Source organism: Rhizobium sp. LEGMi-198b (genome assembly GCF_054114205.1).
The window spans coordinates 819,579-837,064 of the sequence record NZ_JBSYVH010000002.1 but is presented as its reverse complement, the minus strand read 5'-3'; the positions used below and the strand labels follow the sequence as shown (position 1 = coordinate 837,064).

The window sequence follows — 17,486 nt, the reverse complement described above, 5'->3', positions numbered from 1 at the left end:
TTTCCGTCTTTGTAGAGAGCACTTATTGCTGCTTGGGCAGCAGGGCCGCGGCGCGGTCGGCAAGGCTGATACGCGCGCTTTGCTCGGCGGCGCTCGTCTCCTTCGGCAGGAGATCGAAGATCGGCGATTTTTCGCCCTCTTTGAGGGCGGTCATTGCCACCATGTTGGCGGCGATGTTGGCGATCTCTTCCCGCATGGCCTGATCATGCGAGGGCGAGCGCGATTTGAGCAGGCGGTCGGAAAGGGCCGCAGCACGGTTGCGCACTTCCTCCGTCATTTGAGCGATATCGTCTTCCACGTTGCGCTCCGGTTCTGCTGCGTTGGTATCATGATCGGCAATATCCACGATCCTCGGTTTGGTCGAGGGCTTCGAGCCGTTCATCGGCTTGGCTTGAGGGGCAAGACCCGCGGCCTGCAGCGCGCGGCCGGCTTCCTCCGCCTCGGCATGGGCCGTTTCCAGTTTTTCCTTCAAGCGGGCCACGTCCTGAACGTGGCGTTCGATAGCGGTTTCCTTGTCGGCATTGCCCGCGATCTCGCGATCCAGCCGCTCCTCGAGGTGCTGGGCTTTGTCGCTTTCCTGACCCAGGCGCAATTCTGCATCCTTAGCGCGGAGGCTTGCAAGATTCAGATCCTGGCGCAGCGTGTCGCGCTCGTCCCGCAGCGTTTTGATGCGAAACTTCAGGCTCTCGATCTCGGTCTCGCGGGTTGCCAGATCGATCTTCAGATTGTCCGCGTCGGCGGCCATTTTCGTCATCCGCTTGCGCAAGCCGTCGATATCGGCATCCTTCTCCGCGCCGACTTGTTCAGCCGCATGAATACCGGATTTGAGCTGGCTGATATAGCTTTCCTCGCGGCGCAGGCGAGAGCGCAGTTCACCGGCTTCGACTTCGAGATCGTCGATTCGGGTTCGCAATTCGCTATTTTCAGAGGCGAAGCGGCCGGCCTCCTGCTGGAGCTTGCCGTTGTGAATCTGCAGGGCGACGCTCTTATCGCGCTCCTGCGTCAGCGCCTGCTCGGTCCTGGCGTTTTCGGCCGCGAAAAGGGCGCGCGCCATGTCCTTCTGCGCGCGTACTTCTTGCGGGCTCAGCGGCATGGTCGCTTTCAGCCGCTTTTCCGTGAACCAGACGATGCGGCGGTGCACTGCGGGCGCGATAAGGAAGACCAGAAAGGCGGCGGTCAGAAAGCCCAATCCAAACAGTAGAGCGAATTCAATCACGGCGCAGCCAGCATCTAAGAGGTGTTTTCAATCTCAATAAAGTGATTAAGCAAATGATTAAGCATGAGGCCGGCGCGCGGGCAAGCATTTAAATCGGATATGGTTTACCGGCGTATCGGGAGTTCGCGACAAGAAAAGGCCCGCGAACTGCGCGGGCCAGGCGGCGAAATATGGGGGAATATCGCCAAAAGATCAGAAGGGATTCCAGGTCGGGTTCGGCGTGACCTTGAGGTAGCCGAGGTTGACGCCGAGACGAGCGCCGAGGCCGGTGCGGATCGGCACCAGCACGATGTCGTTGTTCTTCAGCACGGTCATTCCGACGCCGGCGACAACGAAGGCCTGCCCGCTGACGCCGCCAAAGCGGGTGTAGACGCTGTTAATGTTCGGCAGGTCATAGACCAGCATCATGACGCGGGTGCCCTGGCCGCCGTAGTCGAGGCCAAGCGACGGGCCCTGCCAATAGAGCGGGTGCTCGCCGGCGTTCTTGGTGTTGAGCTGGCCTTCGCCATAGGTCAGCCCGGCGATGAAGGCGCCGGAGCCTTCCTGGCCGAGGATATAGCCGTTCGGCAGGCCGTATTGCTGAAAGGCCCGCTCGACTACCTTTGCGAGGCCGCCGCTGGTCGAGCCGAAGAAGGAATGGCCGGCGTCGACGATTTCCTGCATCGAATATTGGTTGTTGGCCGCAGCCGCCGCCTGACGAACCGGCAGCGCGAAGCTTACGAACGCAACGATGGCTAAGATCAAGCCGAGGCCGACCGTTCTCGAGCCGAGGCTGGGCATTCTCTTCAGGAGTTGATAGCGCATGACATTCATCCGTTCATCATGGTCGGTGCAATCGGGAACGGATGCGCCGCGCATTCGCACGAACGCGCCAAGTACACCTCGCTCCTCAGTCCAGACCGTTCCGCCCATGTTCGGCATCGCGAATCGCACGCGAAAGGGTCTGGTGGTGATGAATGCATTTTGCGGCGATCATCTTAACAATTGGTTTACCAAATATGGTGTCTTTATGGCGTGCGGTACGCCCGCCTGCGGCAATCCTCGGGCAATCTTGCCGTGGCAACGTAGAATCATACTGCGTTCCGCCTTGTCAGCATTCAGGAGACAATGAATGTCGAAGAATCCGAACCTCACCTTGACCGGACCGGATCTGGCCGCGCTGCTATGCAGCCGCGTTTGCCATGATGTGATCTCTCCGGTCGGTGCGATCAATAACGGCCTGGAGCTGCTCGATGAGGGCGGTGCCGATGCCGATGCGATGGAGTTGATCCGCACCAGCGCTCTCAACGCGTCTGTTCGCCTCAAATTCGCACGCCTCGCCTTCGGTGCGTCCGGCTCGGTCGGCGCCTCGATCGATACGGGCGAAGCCGAGCGTGCCGCCAAGGATTTCGCCGCTGCCGAAAAGAAGACAGAGGTCAGTTGGATCGGCCCGCGCGCCATTGTTGCCAAGAACCGCGTGAAGCTGCTGCTCAATCTCTTCCTGGTCGCTTACGGCTCGATTCCGCGCGGCGGCAATATCGAGGTGACGCTGGAAAATCCAGATCTCGACGCCAAGTTCACGATTACTGCCAAGGGCCGGATGATGCGCGTGTCGCCGAAATTCGCGGAGATTTGCTCGGGTGCATTGGAAGAAGCGGTCGATGCCCATTCCATCCAGCCCTACTACACCGTGCTTCTGGCGGACGAGAGCGGCATGGAACTCTCCTACAACGCCACGCCGGAGGAGCTTACTTTCAGCGCTTCCATGCGCAGCGAATAAACGCCGGTCGCACGATTTATACCGATAATCCCGCCACCGGACGTCCGGCGGCGGGATTATCTTTAGGTGTATCGCAGTTCCTGCGCATTCTTTTGGTTGTCGGCGCAATTATGAACACAACGGTAACGATTCCTTAGCCTCGTGCGCCTATCGTCCCAATTTGATGATGGCGCCAGACAGATGGCGACCGGGCGCGAAGGAGTTGGTGATGCAGCGATTCATGATTACGGACGCGTCGGATGTCGTGCGTAAGGTCGGCAAGCGGATTCTCTCCGAACTCGATTTTCTCGTCAGTGAAGCCGCCGATGCCCGTGAAGCGCTGACGCGGTGCCAGGCTGAACTCCCGGACTACCTGATCGTCGATGCCGGCATGGAAGGCGCTCTCGATCTCATCGCCAGTATCCGCGGCATGCCGAACGGCAAAGAGGTCAAGATCTATTACTGCGTCGTCGAGGCGGATTTGCGCAAGCTAATGGCCGGCAAACGCGCCGGCGCCACCGATTTCCTGCTGAAGCCCTTCGATCGCAAGATACTGACGGCGGTTTTCGGTAATCGAGCCATCGCAGCCTGATCACATCCGCCGACTGTTGAATGCGTCTGGGCCGCCTGTTTGGGCGGCCTTTGTTTTTGATGTTTGAAAATGCAACACAAAAAATCCCGCCTGAAGAGGCGGGATTTTATGTATCGGCGGTGATCGGGGAGGGCGTCTTAGGCGCTTTCGGCGAAATCGCTGCTGTCGGGCTCGCGCAGCACATAGCCACGGCCCCAGACGGTTTCGATATAGTTGGCGCCGCCGGCGGCGTTGGCGAGCTTTTTGCGCAGCTTGCAGATGAAGACGTCGATGATCTTCAGTTCCGGCTCGTCCATGCCGCCATAGAGGTGGTTGAGGAACATTTCCTTGGTCAGCGTGGTGCCCTTGCGGAGCGAAAGCAGCTCCAGCATCTGGTATTCCTTGCCGGTCAGATGCACGCGCTGGCCGCCGACTTCGACGGTCTTGGCGTCGAGATTGACGATCAGTTCGCCAGTCATGATCACCGACTGGGCGTGGCCCTTGGAACGGCGGACGATGGCGTGGATGCGGGCGACCAGCTCGTCCTTGTGGAAAGGCTTGGTCATGTAGTCGTCGGCACCGAAGCCGAGACCGCGAACCTTGTCTTCAATGCCGGCCATGCCGGAGAGGATAAGGATCGGTGTCTTGACCTTGGACAGTCGCAGCGTGCGAAGCACTTCGTAGCCGGACATGTCAGGAAGGTTAAGATCGAGAAGAATGATGTCGTAGTCGTAGAGCTTGCCGAGATCGACGCCTTCTTCACCGAGATCGGTGGTGTAAACGTTGAAACTTTCGGATTTGAGCATCAGTTCGATGCTCTGCGCTGTCGCGCTGTCGTCTTCAATAAGTAGAACCCGCATAATTATCCCCTTTACCGCCGCCGAAAGGTCGTCAGCCCCCTTACGCGATACCGATCAAATCACTGCCTGATTTGGAAGCTGCCACGGAATGGTTAACAAATTCTGATTCACTCTGGCAAGACGTATCGAATTTATTAAATAATTTTTCCATTGCACTGTTTTCCAATGACAATCAGCAAATATCTTTCCTAAAGTGTTGCATTAAGAAGACATGCCAAGTGATTCATTCGACTCGCCAATGTCAACATCTCGAATTCTGAGCGCGACATTTACTGACCCTTAAATGATCGTCCCTATCATTAACGATGCCCGTAAACGAAAGGTTACCAGCGGTAGGTTTTTATTAAGATCGCTGGAAATTTTTTTAACCAAGCCGTTTCAAAGCGGTGCGGCGGGTCAAAATATCGAGAGCCGGGGTCTCGCATCACGGGAGTAATGCGTATGAAGTCACGTGAGAGCCTAACGCGCCTGAAGGAGTTTCAGGTGAACGAAAAACGCCGTCAACTGCAGCAACTGCAGATGATGATGGCGGAATTCGACCGTATGACAAAGGATCTGGAGAGCCAGATCGTGCTGGAAGAGAAAAAGTCCGGCATTTCCGATCCGAACCACTTTGCCTACCCGACCTTTGCCAAAGCCGCACGGCAGCGCGCGGACAATCTGCAGGTGTCGATCCGGGAATTGCAGGTGCAGGAAGAGGCGCTGGAAACATCGCTGGAAGAAATGCAGGCCGAATATGCCAAGGCCGCAGCGCTGGAAGAGCGCGACGGTTCGGGGCCGGTGAGGGCACGCGCCTAATTAACTATTCCGTCGCCATTTCTTGATCTTCGCATCGGACCGATGTTCGGGATTATGCGAGAAGCGGCGGAAACGGCTCGAAAGCCGTGCATGACTGGCCATGGTGGGTGGCCGGCCATGCACGGATTTTGGTGTTTTGTCAGCAGTGTGGGGCGTTGGTCGATTGGCGCTACAATTCAAGCCGAATAATGCTGCGACTCGGAACGATAGCTTGAATGATCACGCCATCGTCCGTGCGTTCATAGAGAATAATATGACTCTTATGTTCATGGCGCCGTGCACTTGGCGCAATTTTTTCCGCCTTGCGACCCATAAAAGGATTGTCGGCCAATAACTCAAAGCAATGGATCAATTCGTCCAGATATCGATCAGCCTGCCGCAAGCCAAATTTCTCGATGCCATCCAAATATAGTTCTTTAATTTCTCTATTCGCGCGGGCGGACAGCTCGTATTTAGTCACGTATCAAACCCCGAGCGCGAGCAATCTGTAACGCTTCGGCGCGGATTTCCTCTATCGTCTGGGTACTGATGCCACTGGCTTTGGCGTCTGCAAAAATTTCTCGCAATTCTCCGATCGTATATTCCTCACCGCGACGTGCGCGGTCCTTGCGAACCAGATCGCGAACATAATCACTGGTACTTGCATATTCGCCCTTGCGAATTTGGGCCTCGATCCAATCCTTCATCTGATCGGGAAGGGATACGGTCATGGTCGCCATCTCGGGTCTCCTTTTACGGAGCCCATGTTAGCCGAGATAAGCAAAATTCACAAATTTTCTTATCCGCTGCCTACATATTCACCACATCGCGCCATTCCTCATGACGCTGGGCTTGCGCTTTGAAAAATGGGCAAAGTGGAATGATCTTCCAGCCGCCATTGCGGGCCTCGTCGACGGCATGAAGGGCGAGCGCCTGGCCGACGCCCTTGCCGCGAAGTGCATCCGGGACGGCGGTATGGTCGATGATGATCAGCTTGGGAGAGGCGCGGGAAAAGGTCATCTCGGCCTCATGGCCTTCGATCGTTGCAGCGTAGCGTCCACCCGATGCGTTGTCTTCGTTGCGGATGTCCATGATTGTCCTCGGATTTCCAATATTTTTGGATCGACGTCGGTTAACGTCTCTTGTCTCAGATCGATGCTAACAAACCTGTCGCCGGTGGCAAGCAGCGCTCGCGGACAGCGTCCACCGATCGAAAAACGGTTTGGATTTCCGATCTTCTGCGCTATGCGGCTGTGATAAGGGTGATGCAGCCATTTGGGAGGTTTCCGGCACCGATGCGCAATCTGCAAGCCGTGCTTCTGGTCACTGTCCCGTTCCTGCTGGCCTTTGGCCTCGTATTGCCGCTGGTTCGTTTCGAAAAGCTTTATTTCTTCAGCGACACGCCGTCCCTGCTCGGCATCATCGCTTCTCTTTGGGGAGCGGAAAACTATCTTCTCGCCACTATCGTGGCGCTCGTCTCGGTGGCGCTGCCAATCTTGAAGACCGTGAGCCTGGCAATTGAAGCGATGGGGACGCGAAGAAAAAGCAAACGCGGGTTTTTCTTTGAGCATATGGTGCCGCAACTGGCGCGCTGGTCGATGGCGGACGTGCTGCTGGTGGCGATCGTCATCGCCGCCGCCAAAACCAGCGGGCTTGCGACTGCATTTACGCAGCCGGGCCTCTGGTTCTATGCGGGTTCTACCATGATTTCGGGCCTTCTTCATATCCTGTTGAGGAAGGAAAAAGGCCCGAACTGAAGATCAAACGAATGTCGCGTCTGTATGGCAGCCGTCAGTGACGATACTGCTGTATGCGGGTCGTCCGGAGGCCGGCGAGGCCATGGGTATTGATGGACGACTGCCAGGAGAGGAATTCTTCCACAGTGAGCGTATAACGCTCGCAAGCTTCTTCCAAGCTCAGCAAACCACCACGGACCGCGGCGACAACCTCGGCCTTACGACGGATAACCCAGCGGCGCGTGTTCGGCGGCGGCAGGTCGGCAATCGTAAGCGGGCTGCCATCGGGGCCGATGACATACTTCACTCGGGGACGTATCATTTCGGTCATTGGACTCTCTACACATACTCAAGACCACGGGAGCCACTCTAACTTGCCACATTTAAAAATTGCCTAAGCGCTTGGTAACACTTTGATAATAATTTTAGGGAAAGCCGGAGCGAGCTGATTTGCGCGATGATGGCGACGCAGAAAATCCGGCAATCCGCTGTTATCGCAGCGGAAAAGCCGGTTGTTGTATGAGTTTTCGTCAGTGAAAACTTACGCTTTTGATATGATGTTAGGCGTGGGCGAGGCTTTTCCCGCCGCCCCAGCAGATGAAATTGGGGTTGGCGAAATCGCTGTCATCGCTCTGATCGGTCTTGCCGTAAGAAAGCGGGCGGCCATCGAGCGTAAGGGTTGAGCCGCCTGCGGCGCGCAATACTGCATCACCGGCCGCGGTGTCCCATTCCATCGTGCGCGTGAAGCGCGGATAGACGTCGGCCTTGCCTTCGGCGAGGAGGCAGAATTTCAGTGAAGAGCCGATCGACGTGCAGGCGGTGACGGCATTTTCTGCCAGGAAACTATCCGTCTTCGGGCTGCTGTTGCAGCGGCTGGCAAGCGCCAGCAAATGCTCGGGGCGTGCGCGCACCGCGATTGCGGAACGGTCGGCAACGGTGAACTGGTCGGTGATGGCGAGCTTGCGCGCCTTGCCGGCCTCGCCGGTGAAGGCTATGCCGAGCGCCGGCGCAAAGACGATACCGGTGACCGGGACGCCGTTCTGAATATAGGCGATATTGACGGTGAACTCGTCGCGATGCTCGATGAATTCGCGCGTGCCGTCCAGCGGATCGACCAGGAAGAAGGGGCGGCCGCGGACGTCGGGAATATTGCCGGCAGCGACCGATTCCTCGGCAATTGCGGGAATGTCCGGAAAGTCGCGCGTCAGATGTTCGAGAATAATGTGCTCGGCGCGTTCATCGGCAATCGTGACGGGACTCATATCCTGCTTCAAAGCGACGGCATAACCGGCACGGTAGACCTCCAATATGGCCTTACCCGCCTCAAGGGCCGCTTTTTCAAATGTCGCGAGCATTCGCCTGCCGTCTTTCCGCAGCTTGTCCGTGGTTCGAGCTTAGAGATACAATAATTAAGAAGCCTTCACCGTAAAGTTTAGACCCCGCGCCAATCACGTTTTCACCGCCTAGCGCTTGGATCGTTATTCCGCAACGGAACTTCGCATCCATGCGCCGTTGTCAGCAACATCTCCGCTACCCCCGTGTTCTTTGAGATACAGTGCCTCGCTTTGCTGCGCATTCGGGAAAGAACATGTTCTGTTTGCGAAGGTTTTCCGCCCTTTCCGGACTTGTCGTTTTTATTGCTTATGCGAATGTGTGGCCGCGTAGAGACCGGGATTCATACATGCGTTATTCGGCATATCAGGTTCTGAAGCAGGCGCTTTCAGGAAACCGTCATTGGAAGCCTGTCTGGCGAACTCCGGAGCCGAAACCGCATTATGACGTCATCATCGTCGGCGGTGGCGGGCATGGGCTGGCGACGGCCTACTATCTCGCCAAGGAGTTCGGCATCACCAATATCGCGGTGCTGGAAAAGAACTATCTCGGTTCCGGCAATGTGGGCCGCAACACCACGATCATCCGCTCCAATTATCTCCTGCCCGGCAACGAGCCGTTCTACGAATTCTCGATGCGGCTTTGGGAAGGGCTGGAGCAGGATTTCAATTACAATGCCATGGTATCCCAACGCGGCATCATCAATCTCTTCCACTCCGATGGGCAACGCGACGCCTATGCCCGGCGCGGAAATGCCATGCGCATGCACGGGGTCGATGCGGAACTGCTGAACCGCGATCAGGTCCGCAAGATGATGCCTTATCTCAATTTCGACCATGCGCGCTTTCCGATCCTTGGCGGGCTGCTGCAGGCGCGCGGCGGTACGGCGCGGCACGATGCCGTCGCCTGGGGTTATGCGCGTGGTGCCGACAGTCGTGGTGTCGATCTCATCCAGCAATGCGAGGTGATCGGCATCCGCCGCGAAGGTGGTGCCGTGACCGGTGTCGAAACGACGCGCGGCTTCATCGGCTGCAACAAGCTGGCGCTGGCGGCGGCCGGCCATACCTCGATCCTTGGGCGCATGGCGGATCTGGAACTGCCGATCGAAACCCATGTGCTGCAGGCGTTCGTCACGGAGGGGCTGAAGCCGGTGATCGATCACGTCATCACCTACGGCGCCGGCCATTTCTATATATCGCAGTCGGACAAGGGCGGTTTGGTCTTCGGAGCCGATCTCGATTATTACAGCTCCTATGCCCAGCGCGGCAATCTCGCCACCGTCGAACATACGATGGAGGAGGGGGTGTCGCTGATCCCAGGCCTGTCGCGTGTCCGTGTGCTGCGGAGCTGGGGTGGGGTGATGGATATGAGCATGGACGGCTCACCGATCATCGACCGCACGCCGATCGACAATCTCTATCTGAACTGCGGCTGGAACTATGGCGGCTTCAAAGCGACGCCGGCCTCCGGCTTCTGCTTCGCGCACCTGATCGCCAAGGGCGAAAGCCATGAGGTCAGCCGCCTCCTGCGCCTCGATCGCTTCGAGCGCGGTTTTGCGATCGACGAAGGCGGCAAGGGTCCGCAGCCGAATCTGCATTGAGGGCACGAAACCAATGGCAAGCTTGATCACCTGCCCGCATTGCGGCACGCGCCCGAAAGAAGAGTTCACCATTCGGGGGTCTGCATCCGCCACCCGTCCGGCTCCATCCGCGCCGGATGAAGATTGGAATCGCTATGTCTATATCCGCGACAACGAGCGCGGGCGCATTCTCGAATATTGGCACCATGCGGCCGGTTGCCGCCGCTGGCTAGTCGTCGACCGCAGCAATGTCACCCATGAGGTCTTCTCCGTCACCGATGCTGCGGACAAGGCGCGGGAGGCGGCGCAATGACGGCCTATCGTCTTTCCTCCGGCGGGCTCGTCAATCGCAGCCGACCGCTTTCGTTCAAGTTCGATGGCAGGGATATGAAAGGGATGGAGGGTGATACGCTCGCCGCCGCCCTGCTTGCCAATGACCAATTGCTTGTCGGCCGCAGCTTCAAATATCACCGTCCGCGCGGCATCCTGACGGCTGGCTCCGCCGAGCCAAACGCGCTGGTGACGATCGGCAGGGACGGACGCACGGAGCCGAATACGCGCGCCACCGTCGTCGAGCTCTATCAGGGCATGACCGCTGTCAGCCAGAACCGCTGGCCGTCGCTGAAATATGACATTGCCTCGATCAACCGCCTGTTCTCGCCTTTCCTCAGCGCGGGCTTCTACTACAAGACCTTCATGTGGCCGGCGGCTTTTTGGGAGAAGCTCTATGAGCCGCTGATCCGCCGCGCCGCCGGTCTCGGCAAGGCGGCGATGCGGGCCGATCCCGATCGCTATGAGAAGGCCTGGGCGCATTGTGATCTGCTGGTGATCGGCTCCGGCCCGGCCGGGCTGATGGCGGCGCTAACGGCGGCGCGCGCGGGGCTCCGCATCATTCTTGCAGACGAAGGATTTCGTCTGGGCGGATCGCTGCTGTCGGAGAGATTGTCGATCGGCGGCGCCTCCGCGGATGCCTTCGTGCATACGGCGCTCGACGAACTCCAGAGCTTCGAGAATGTCACTTTGATGCCGCGCACCACGGTGTTCGGCTGGTATGACGACAATGTCTTTGGCGCGGTCGAAAAAGTGCAGAAGCATGTGGCGATGCCTTCGCCCGATCTGCCGGCCGAGCGTCTTTGGCGTATCGCCGCCAAACGCGCCATCCTCGCCACCGGCGCGGAAGAGCGACCGCTGGTATTCGGCGGCAATGACAGGCCAGGCGTCATGATGGCTGGCGCGATGCGCAGCTATCTCAATCGATATGGCGTCGTGGCGGGGCAGAAGGTGGCGGTGTTCACCAGTGGTGGGTCCGGCTATCGCACGGCGCTGGATCTCGCGGCGGAAGGCGTCGAGATAGCGGCCATCATCGATACGCGCAGTACTTCTTCCGATCCTGCGCCTCTGGGCGTTCGCATCATTCACGCCGGCACCGTGCAGGCCACGAAGGGCCGGCATCGTATCAGCGGGGTGATTGCCGATCGTGGCGGCCTGGACGAGGTTATTGCGTGTGACGCGCTTGCCATGTCCGGCGGTTGGTCGCCGATCATTCATCTTGCCTGTCAGCGCGGCGCAAAGCCTGTGTGGTCGGAGGAAAAACAGGGCTTCATAGCGCCGACGGTCGGCGGCGAAATGGAGATTGCCGGATCGGCTGCAGGCATCGACAGTGTTTCGGGCTGTCTTGCCGATGGCGCGGAAAAGGCGCGGTTGATTATTGAAAGCCTGGGGCGCACCGCACATGAGGCGGAGATACCGGAGGTCGAAGGCGATTACGATCCGTCCTTTGCAGCCATCTGGCATGTGCCGGGCGCCAAGGACAAGGCCTTCGTCGACTTCCAGAACGACGTCCATGCGAAAGACCTGGGCCTGGCCCTGCGCGAAGGCTATGGTCATGCGGAGCATGCCAAGCGCTATACGACGAGCGGCATGGCGACGGATCAGGGTAAGCTCGGCAATGTCAACGCCGCCGGCCTCATCGCCGGAATGCGCGGCGTCAGCCCGGCTGCTGTCGGCACGACGACCTTCCGGCCTTTCTATACGCCCGTCTCCTTCGGCGCCCTGGCGGGTACGGCGCGCGACAAGCATGCGCAGCCGGTGCGGGAATCGCCGCTTCATGGCTGGGCGAAGAAGAATGGCGCGACATTCGTCGAAGCCGGCCTTTGGTTTCGCTCGGCCTGGTTTGCACGCGCGGGCGAGAAAACCTGGCGCGACAGCGTCGACCGGGAGGTGCTGAACGTCCGCAACAATGTCGGTCTTTGCGACGTCTCGACGCTCGGCAAGATCGAAGTGTTCGGCAAGGATGCGGCGGAGTTTCTCAACCGGATCTATTCCAACGCGTTCTTGAAACTGCCGATCGGCAAGGCACGCTATGGGCTGATGCTGCGCGAGGACGGCGTGGTGTTCGACGACGGGACGACGAGCCGACTGTCGCCGAATCATTTCTTCCTCACCACGACGACCGCGATGGCCGGCGAGGTGATGGCGCATATGGAATTCTGCGCCCAGACCCTATGGCCACAGCTCGACGTCCGTTTCGTCTCCTCGTCGGATCAATGGGCGCAGATGGCAATTGCCGGTCCGAGGGCGCGTGAGGTTCTGGAACAGATTGTCGAGGACGATATTTCCGACGCGTTCTTCCCATTCCTCGCCGCCGCAGAGGTGATGTTGAAAGGCGGTCTGAAGGCCAGACTGTTCCGCATCTCCTTTTCCGGCGAACTGGCCTATGAGCTCGCCGTTCCCGCCGGCTATGGCGAGGCGGTGGCGGATGCGATCATGGAGGCGGGCAAGGCGCACGGTATCTGCGCTTACGGGGTCGAGGCGCTGAATGTGCTCCGCATCGAGAAAGGACATGTCACCCATAACGAGCTGGATGGCCGCACCACGCCGGATGATGCCGGGCTCGGCCGGATGATGGCGACGCAGAAGCCGGATTTCATCGGCAAGCGGCTTTCGACCCGCTTCGGCCTGACCGCCGCCGATCGTGTTCAGCTTGTCGGGCTGAAGCCGGTCGATGCCACCAAGGAAATCCGGGCGGGTGCGCACCTGCTGAGGGAAGGTGCCAAGCCTTCGACGGCGAATGATCAGGGCCATGTTTCTTCCGCCTGCTTCTCCCCGGTTCTCGGCCATTTTATCGCATTGGCCTTCCTGAAATCCGGGCGCGAGCGGATCGGTGAACATGTGATCGTCTGGGATGGGTTGCGTGGCGAGGAAGTGGTTGCCGAGGTCTGCAATCCGGTCTTCGTCGATCCCGCCAACAAGAAACTTCTGGGGTGAGGGATCGATGAGCGTCGCATATCTAAACCGGCACGTGCTGGAAGATCACATCTCCGGCTTCGAGGCGGAGCCCAATCCGAACCATCTCGCCGTCATCCGCCGCCCCGCCATATTCTCTGTGCTCGCCCATGCCAGCCAGGAAGCCTGGACGTTGGCGGCGTTGAAGGCGATGTCGGATATTTCCGTGCGCCATGCGGGGCCGGGCGAGTGGCTGTTGGTATCGGAAGTGTTGGGGGCCGAGAGCCTGGCGCGTGACCTCGCCATGTTGGATGCCGGCCGCATCTCCTTCTTCGAACAGAGCGACGGCCGTGTAGTGCTGCGCCTTTCGGGGCCGAGTGTCCGGCGCATTCTGGCAAAATGCGTCGCCGTCGACTTGCATTCGCAGGTATTTGCCGAAGGGCAATCGGCCAACATGCTCATCTGCCACGTCAGCGCCAACCTCGCCCGCACCGGTCCTGACCATTTCGAGATCATCGTTCCCCGCTCCTATGCCGGGAGCGTGTTCGAGGAGTTGATGGAGATGGGACGGGAATTCGCGCTGACGGCGGGATTTGGCGATTGAGCACATGAGCCGGAAAAGCGCAAAGCGATTTCCGGTTTGTGCTAGGAAGAAATGGCGCGATCCGAACAATTGCGATGGCGCAAACAGACAGATCGGTTTCGCAGTTCGGGCTATTTGGCCTTCTGGATAGTCTCTAGGCTGCCCTGCAAATACGGCCGGTCGGCTGGGAAAATTCCCGCCGACTTCGCGCCGAACACAGGGGATTTTTAGATGAAAAGCCATGCCAGGGTCGTCGTCATCGGCGGCGGTGTCGTCGGATGTTCGGTGCTTTATCACCTGACGAAATTCGGCTGGACCGACGTCGTGCTGCTCGAGCGCTCGGAGCTGACATCGGGTTCGACCTGGCATGCAGCCGGCGGCATGCACACGATCAATGGCGACCCCAACGTTGCCAAGCTGCAGAAATACACGGTCGAGCTCTACAAGGAGATCCAGGATTATTCCGGCCAGGATATCGGCCTGCACATGACATCAGGCCTGATGCTGGCGGCAACGCCGCAGCGCTTCGACTGGCTGAAATCGATCCTCGCCAAGGGCCGGTATAACGGCCTGGAGGCGACGTTGCTGACGCCGAAGGAAGCGCATGCAATGATGCCGCTCCTCGATCCCGACCAATTCGTCGGCGCACTCTACGATCCTGTCGAAGGTCACCTCGACCCCTATGGCACCACCCATGCCTATGCCCGCTCGGCAAAGAAGAACGGTGCTGAGATTTACCTGCACACCAAGGTCGAGGAGCTGGTGCAGCGCGAGGACGGCTCGTGGCGGGTGATTACCAATCAGGGCGAGATCGTTGCCGAGCATGTCGTCAATGCCGCCGGTCTCTGGGCACGCGAGGTCGGACGCATGGTTGGGTTGGAGCTGCCGGTGCTCGCCATGGAGCACATGTACTTGATCACCGAAGACATGCCGGAAGTCGCGGACTTCAACAAGGCGACTGGCAAGGAGCTGATGCACTGCGTCGATTTCGACGGCGAGATCTATCTGCGCCAGGAGCGGCAGGGCATGCTGATGGGCACATACGAAAAGGCCTGCCGCCCCTGGTCGCCGGTGACGACGCCCTGGGATTTCGGCCATGAGTTGCTGGCCGAGGATATCGAGCGCATCACGCCGGAGCTGGAAGTCGGCTTCCGCCATTTCCCCGCCTTCAACAATGCCGGCATCAAGAAGATCATCAACGGCCCGTTCACCTTCTCGCCCGACGGAAATCCGCTGGTCGGACCGGTGCGGGGGCTGATGAACTACTGGTCGGCTTGCGCGGTCATGGCCGGTTTCAGCCAGGGCGGCGGCGTGGGGCTGGCACTCGCCAACTGGATGATCCATGGCGACCCCGGCTTCGACGTCTTCGCCATGGACGTCTCACGCTACGGCGACTACGCGACGCTTGCCTACACCAACGCCAAGGTGCGCGAGAACTACGCGCGGCGCTTCTCCATTCGCTATCCCAACGAGGAGCTGCCGGCGGCGCGGCCGCTGCTGACGACGCCGATCTATGACAAGCTCAAGGCTGCGGGTGGCGTCTTCGGCGCGTCCTACGGGCTGGAGCAGGCGCTGTGGTTCGCGCCCGCGGGCGAAGTGGACGAGTTCTCCTGGCGGCGCTCCAACGATTTCGATGTGGTGGCGAAGGAAGCGAAGGCGGTGCGCGACAGCGTCGGCCTGATGGAAACCTCCGGCTTTGCCAAATATTCGGTTAGGGGACCGGGCGCGGAAGCCTTTCTCGACGGGCTGCTCGCCTGCCGTATTCCAGCCGTCGGCCGCATGACGCTGGCGCCGATGCTGAAGCATGACGGCAAGCTGATCGGGGACTTCACACTCGCCAAACTGGGCGAGGGGGATTTCCTCGTCATAGGCTCCGGCGTTGCCGAAGCCTATCATATGCGCTGGTTCGAAAGCCATCTGCCGAAGGATGGATCGGTGGAGCTGAAAGCGCTCGGCCTGTCGCTGCTTGGACTTTCGATCGCCGGGCCGAATGCGCGCAAGCTCCTGGAAAAGCTGACGCATCAGGATGTTTCCGCCGCTGCTTTCCCCTTCATGTCCATTCGCCGCATGGATCTCGGCATGGCGCCTGCCATCGTCGGCCGCGTCTCCTACACCGGCGATCTCGGTTATGAGATCTGGATGAAGCCGGAATATCAGCGCTACCTCTTCGATCTCCTGATGGAGGCCGGCGCCGAATTCGGCATTACGCTTTTCGGCCTCAGGGCATTGAACGCCCTGCGCCTCGACAAGTCCTACGGCAGTTGGGCGCGCGAATACCGTCCGCTCTATGGGCCGCTGGAAGCCGGGCTCGGCCGGTTCGTTGCGCTCTTCAAGGAGGCTGATTTCATCGGCAAATCGGCGGCCGCCAAGGAGAAGGTGGAGGGCGGAGCCTTGCGGCTACGCACCTTTATTCTCGCGGCTGACGATGCCGATGTCATTGGTGATGAGCCGATCTATCACAACGGCGCCGTCTGTGGCTGGGTGACTTCGGGCGGTTATGCGCATGCCTCCGGTGTCTCGGTCGCCGTCGGTTATGTGCCGAAAGAGATTGCCGACGAAACGCAGGGATGGTCGATCGAACTGCTCGGCGACATATTGCCAGCGACATTGCAGCCGCAACCTTTGTTTGATGCCGATGGTGCGCGCATGCGCTCGTAAGCGTCGGGCTCGGAAGGAACGGAACGGGCTTTTCGGGAGCCCGTTTCTGAAGAGATTTTTTTGAGCGAACCAAGTATGCGGATTGTCTGGCTATTTTTGAGCCAGAGAATGCCGTTTTTCTATTTTTTGTGGCTCGAATTGCGTCATTGCGCGAAGATTTGAAAAGATTTTGTCAATTTCCTGCCTTTTTGGCTTCACATTTCCTTCGAAAACAGTATGGAATCGCCCTCACGGGCCCTCTCAAAGGAAAACCCTAACCAATAAGAGATGCGGTCGACGAACTGCGCATCCAGGGGAAATGACATATGGATTATTTTATCCAGCAGCTCCTTAACGGGCTGACTCTCGGGTCTATCTACGGCCTGATCGCCATTGGCTATACCATGGTTTACGGCATCATCGGCATGATCAACTTTGCCCATGGCGACGTGTTTATGCTTGGTGGCTTCGCCGCTCTTATCACCTACCTGGTTCTCGTATCGCTCGTCGCCGGCCTGCCGGTGGCGATCATGCTCCTGGTGATGCTCATCGTCGCCATGTTGATGACGAGCCTGTGGAATTGGGTGATCGAGCGTATCGCTTACCGGCCTCTGCGCGGTTCGTTCCGCCTAGCGCCGCTGATCACCGCAATCGGCATGTCGATCGTGCTGTCGAACTTCATCCAGGTTGCACAGGGCCCGCGCAATAAGCCGATCCCGACGCTGGTGGGTGATGTCTACAATATCGGTGGCGTATCGCTGTCGCTGAAGCAGATCATCATCTTCATCTGCACGGTCGTTCTCCTCGCCGCATTCTGGTATCTGGTCAACAAGACCGCGCTTGGCCGCGCCCAGCGCGCCACCGAGCAGGATCGCAAGATGGCGGCGCTGCTCGGTATCAATGTCGACCGCACCATTTCCGTCACCTTCATCATGGGCGCGGCGCTCGCCGCCGTCGCCGGCACGATGTACCTGATGTATTATGGCGTCGCCAACTTTACCGATGGCTTCGTCCCCGGTGTCAAGGCGTTCACCGCTGCCGTTCTCGGAGGCATCGGCTCGTTGCCGGGTGCCGTTCTCGGCGGACTGATGATTGGTTTCATCGAGTCGTTCTGGTCGGGCAATTTCGCTATCGCGTACAAGGATGTCGCGACCTACGGCATCTTGGCCTACGTGTTGATCTTCAAGCCGACGGGTATTCTCGGACGGCCGGAAGTCGAGAAGGTATAACGC

18 protein-coding genes are annotated in these 17,486 nt (G+C 59.0%); 10 read left to right on the top strand and 8 right to left on the bottom strand.

Annotation, left to right across the window (positions count from 1 at the left end):
- Positions 1-22: 22 nt before the first annotated feature.
- Together ACXHXG_RS10735 and ACXHXG_RS10730 are read right to left on the bottom strand one after the other, a co-directional pair.
- The gene (locus ACXHXG_RS10735) at positions 23-1,216 is read right to left on the bottom strand and encodes a hypothetical protein (RefSeq protein ID WP_457899249.1); all 1,194 of its coding nucleotides are present in this window, start codon (positions 1,214-1,216) and stop codon (positions 23-25) included.
- Between the two features lie 192 nt (positions 1,217-1,408).
- A complete protein-coding gene (locus ACXHXG_RS10730; RefSeq protein ID WP_245463885.1) occupies positions 1,409-2,020 on the bottom strand; it encodes a DUF1134 domain-containing protein in 612 nt (203 codons plus the stop codon).
- Positions 2,021-2,327: 307 nt separating this feature from the next.
- On the opposite strand from ACXHXG_RS10730, the gene chpT reads away from it, so the two are divergent.
- Entirely contained in the window at positions 2,328-2,975 is a 648-nt protein-coding gene (gene chpT, locus ACXHXG_RS10725) for a histidine phosphotransferase ChpT (RefSeq protein ID WP_457899248.1), read from the top strand.
- Positions 2,976-3,183: 208 nt separating this feature from the next.
- Positions 3,184-3,546, top strand: a complete 363-nt coding sequence (locus ACXHXG_RS10720) for a response regulator (RefSeq protein ID WP_283047039.1) — start codon at positions 3,184-3,186, stop codon at positions 3,544-3,546.
- 137 nt (positions 3,547-3,683) lie between these two features.
- Here ACXHXG_RS10720 and ctrA read toward each other — a convergent pair whose 3' ends face one another.
- The gene (ctrA, locus tag ACXHXG_RS10715; protein WP_069611718.1) at positions 3,684-4,385 is read right to left on the bottom strand and encodes a response regulator transcription factor CtrA; all 702 of its coding nucleotides are present in this window, start codon (positions 4,383-4,385) and stop codon (positions 3,684-3,686) included.
- A 441-nt stretch (positions 4,386-4,826) separates the two neighbouring features.
- On the opposite strand from ctrA, the gene ACXHXG_RS10710 reads away from it, so the two are divergent.
- The gene (locus ACXHXG_RS10710) at positions 4,827-5,183 is read left to right on the top strand and encodes a flagellar export protein FliJ (RefSeq protein WP_104824014.1); all 357 of its coding nucleotides are present in this window, start codon (positions 4,827-4,829) and stop codon (positions 5,181-5,183) included.
- A 169-nt stretch (positions 5,184-5,352) separates the two neighbouring features.
- On the opposite strand, the gene ACXHXG_RS10705 is transcribed toward ACXHXG_RS10710, so the two are convergent.
- The 3 genes from ACXHXG_RS10705 to ACXHXG_RS10695 all read right to left on the bottom strand — a co-directional run bounded on the left by ACXHXG_RS10705 (position 5,353) and on the right by ACXHXG_RS10695 (position 6,254).
- Positions 5,353-5,643 carry a type II toxin-antitoxin system RelE/ParE family toxin gene (locus tag ACXHXG_RS10705; protein ID WP_283047034.1) on the bottom strand — a complete coding sequence of 97 codons (291 nt, stop codon included), beginning with the start codon at positions 5,641-5,643 and terminating at the stop codon, positions 5,353-5,355.
- Positions 5,636-5,902 carry a ribbon-helix-helix domain-containing protein gene (locus ACXHXG_RS10700; protein WP_283047033.1) on the bottom strand — a complete coding sequence of 89 codons (267 nt, stop codon included), beginning with the start codon at positions 5,900-5,902 and terminating at the stop codon, positions 5,636-5,638. The genes ACXHXG_RS10705 and ACXHXG_RS10700 overlap by 8 nt, the downstream gene beginning before the upstream one ends.
- Before the next feature lie 70 nt (positions 5,903-5,972).
- Entirely contained in the window at positions 5,973-6,254 is a 282-nt protein-coding gene (locus tag ACXHXG_RS10695; RefSeq protein ID WP_283047032.1) for a GNAT family N-acetyltransferase, read from the bottom strand.
- 203 nt (positions 6,255-6,457) lie between these two features.
- Here ACXHXG_RS10695 and ACXHXG_RS10690 point away from each other — a divergent pair, with 203 nt between their 5' ends.
- Positions 6,458-6,919: a paraquat-inducible protein A gene (locus ACXHXG_RS10690; RefSeq protein WP_457899247.1), complete on the top strand. Its 462-nt coding sequence runs from the start codon at positions 6,458-6,460 to the stop codon at positions 6,917-6,919.
- Between the two features lie 34 nt (positions 6,920-6,953).
- Here the strand turns inward: ACXHXG_RS10690 and sciP are convergent, their stop codons facing one another.
- Together sciP and cysQ are read right to left on the bottom strand one after the other, a co-directional pair.
- Positions 6,954-7,229: a CtrA inhibitor SciP gene (sciP, locus tag ACXHXG_RS10685; protein ID WP_004107124.1), complete on the bottom strand. Its 276-nt coding sequence runs from the start codon at positions 7,227-7,229 to the stop codon at positions 6,954-6,956.
- Positions 7,230-7,458: 229 nt separating this feature from the next.
- Positions 7,459-8,253, bottom strand: coding sequence for a 3'(2'),5'-bisphosphate nucleotidase CysQ (cysQ, locus tag ACXHXG_RS10680; RefSeq protein WP_283047021.1), 795 nt, complete (start codon positions 8,251-8,253; stop codon positions 7,459-7,461).
- 326 nt (positions 8,254-8,579) lie between these two features.
- Between cysQ and ACXHXG_RS10675 the strand changes: the two genes are divergently transcribed.
- The 6 genes from ACXHXG_RS10675 to ACXHXG_RS10650 all read left to right on the top strand — a co-directional run bounded on the left by ACXHXG_RS10675 (position 8,580) and on the right by ACXHXG_RS10650 (position 17,483).
- A complete protein-coding gene (locus tag ACXHXG_RS10675) occupies positions 8,580-9,830 on the top strand; it encodes a sarcosine oxidase subunit beta family protein (RefSeq protein ID WP_457899246.1) in 1,251 nt (416 codons plus the stop codon).
- A gap of 13 nt (positions 9,831-9,843) precedes the next feature.
- Positions 9,844-10,122 carry a sarcosine oxidase subunit delta gene (locus ACXHXG_RS10670; RefSeq protein ID WP_104824009.1) on the top strand — a complete coding sequence of 93 codons (279 nt, stop codon included), beginning with the start codon at positions 9,844-9,846 and terminating at the stop codon, positions 10,120-10,122.
- The gene (locus ACXHXG_RS10665; RefSeq protein ID WP_457899245.1) at positions 10,119-13,076 is read left to right on the top strand and encodes a sarcosine oxidase subunit alpha family protein; all 2,958 of its coding nucleotides are present in this window, start codon (positions 10,119-10,121) and stop codon (positions 13,074-13,076) included. The genes ACXHXG_RS10670 and ACXHXG_RS10665 overlap by 4 nt, the downstream gene beginning before the upstream one ends.
- Positions 13,077-13,083: 7 nt before the next feature.
- Entirely contained in the window at positions 13,084-13,638 is a 555-nt protein-coding gene (locus ACXHXG_RS10660) for a sarcosine oxidase subunit gamma (protein ID WP_457899244.1), read from the top strand.
- A gap of 210 nt (positions 13,639-13,848) precedes the next feature.
- Positions 13,849-16,275 (top strand): GcvT family protein, encoded by a 2,427-nt coding sequence (locus ACXHXG_RS10655; protein ID WP_457899243.1) that lies wholly within the window; start codon positions 13,849-13,851, stop codon positions 16,273-16,275.
- Positions 16,276-16,580: 305 nt separating this feature from the next.
- Positions 16,581-17,483 (top strand): branched-chain amino acid ABC transporter permease, encoded by a 903-nt coding sequence (locus tag ACXHXG_RS10650; RefSeq protein ID WP_104824005.1) that lies wholly within the window; start codon positions 16,581-16,583, stop codon positions 17,481-17,483.
- Positions 17,484-17,486: the final 3 nt, after the last annotated feature.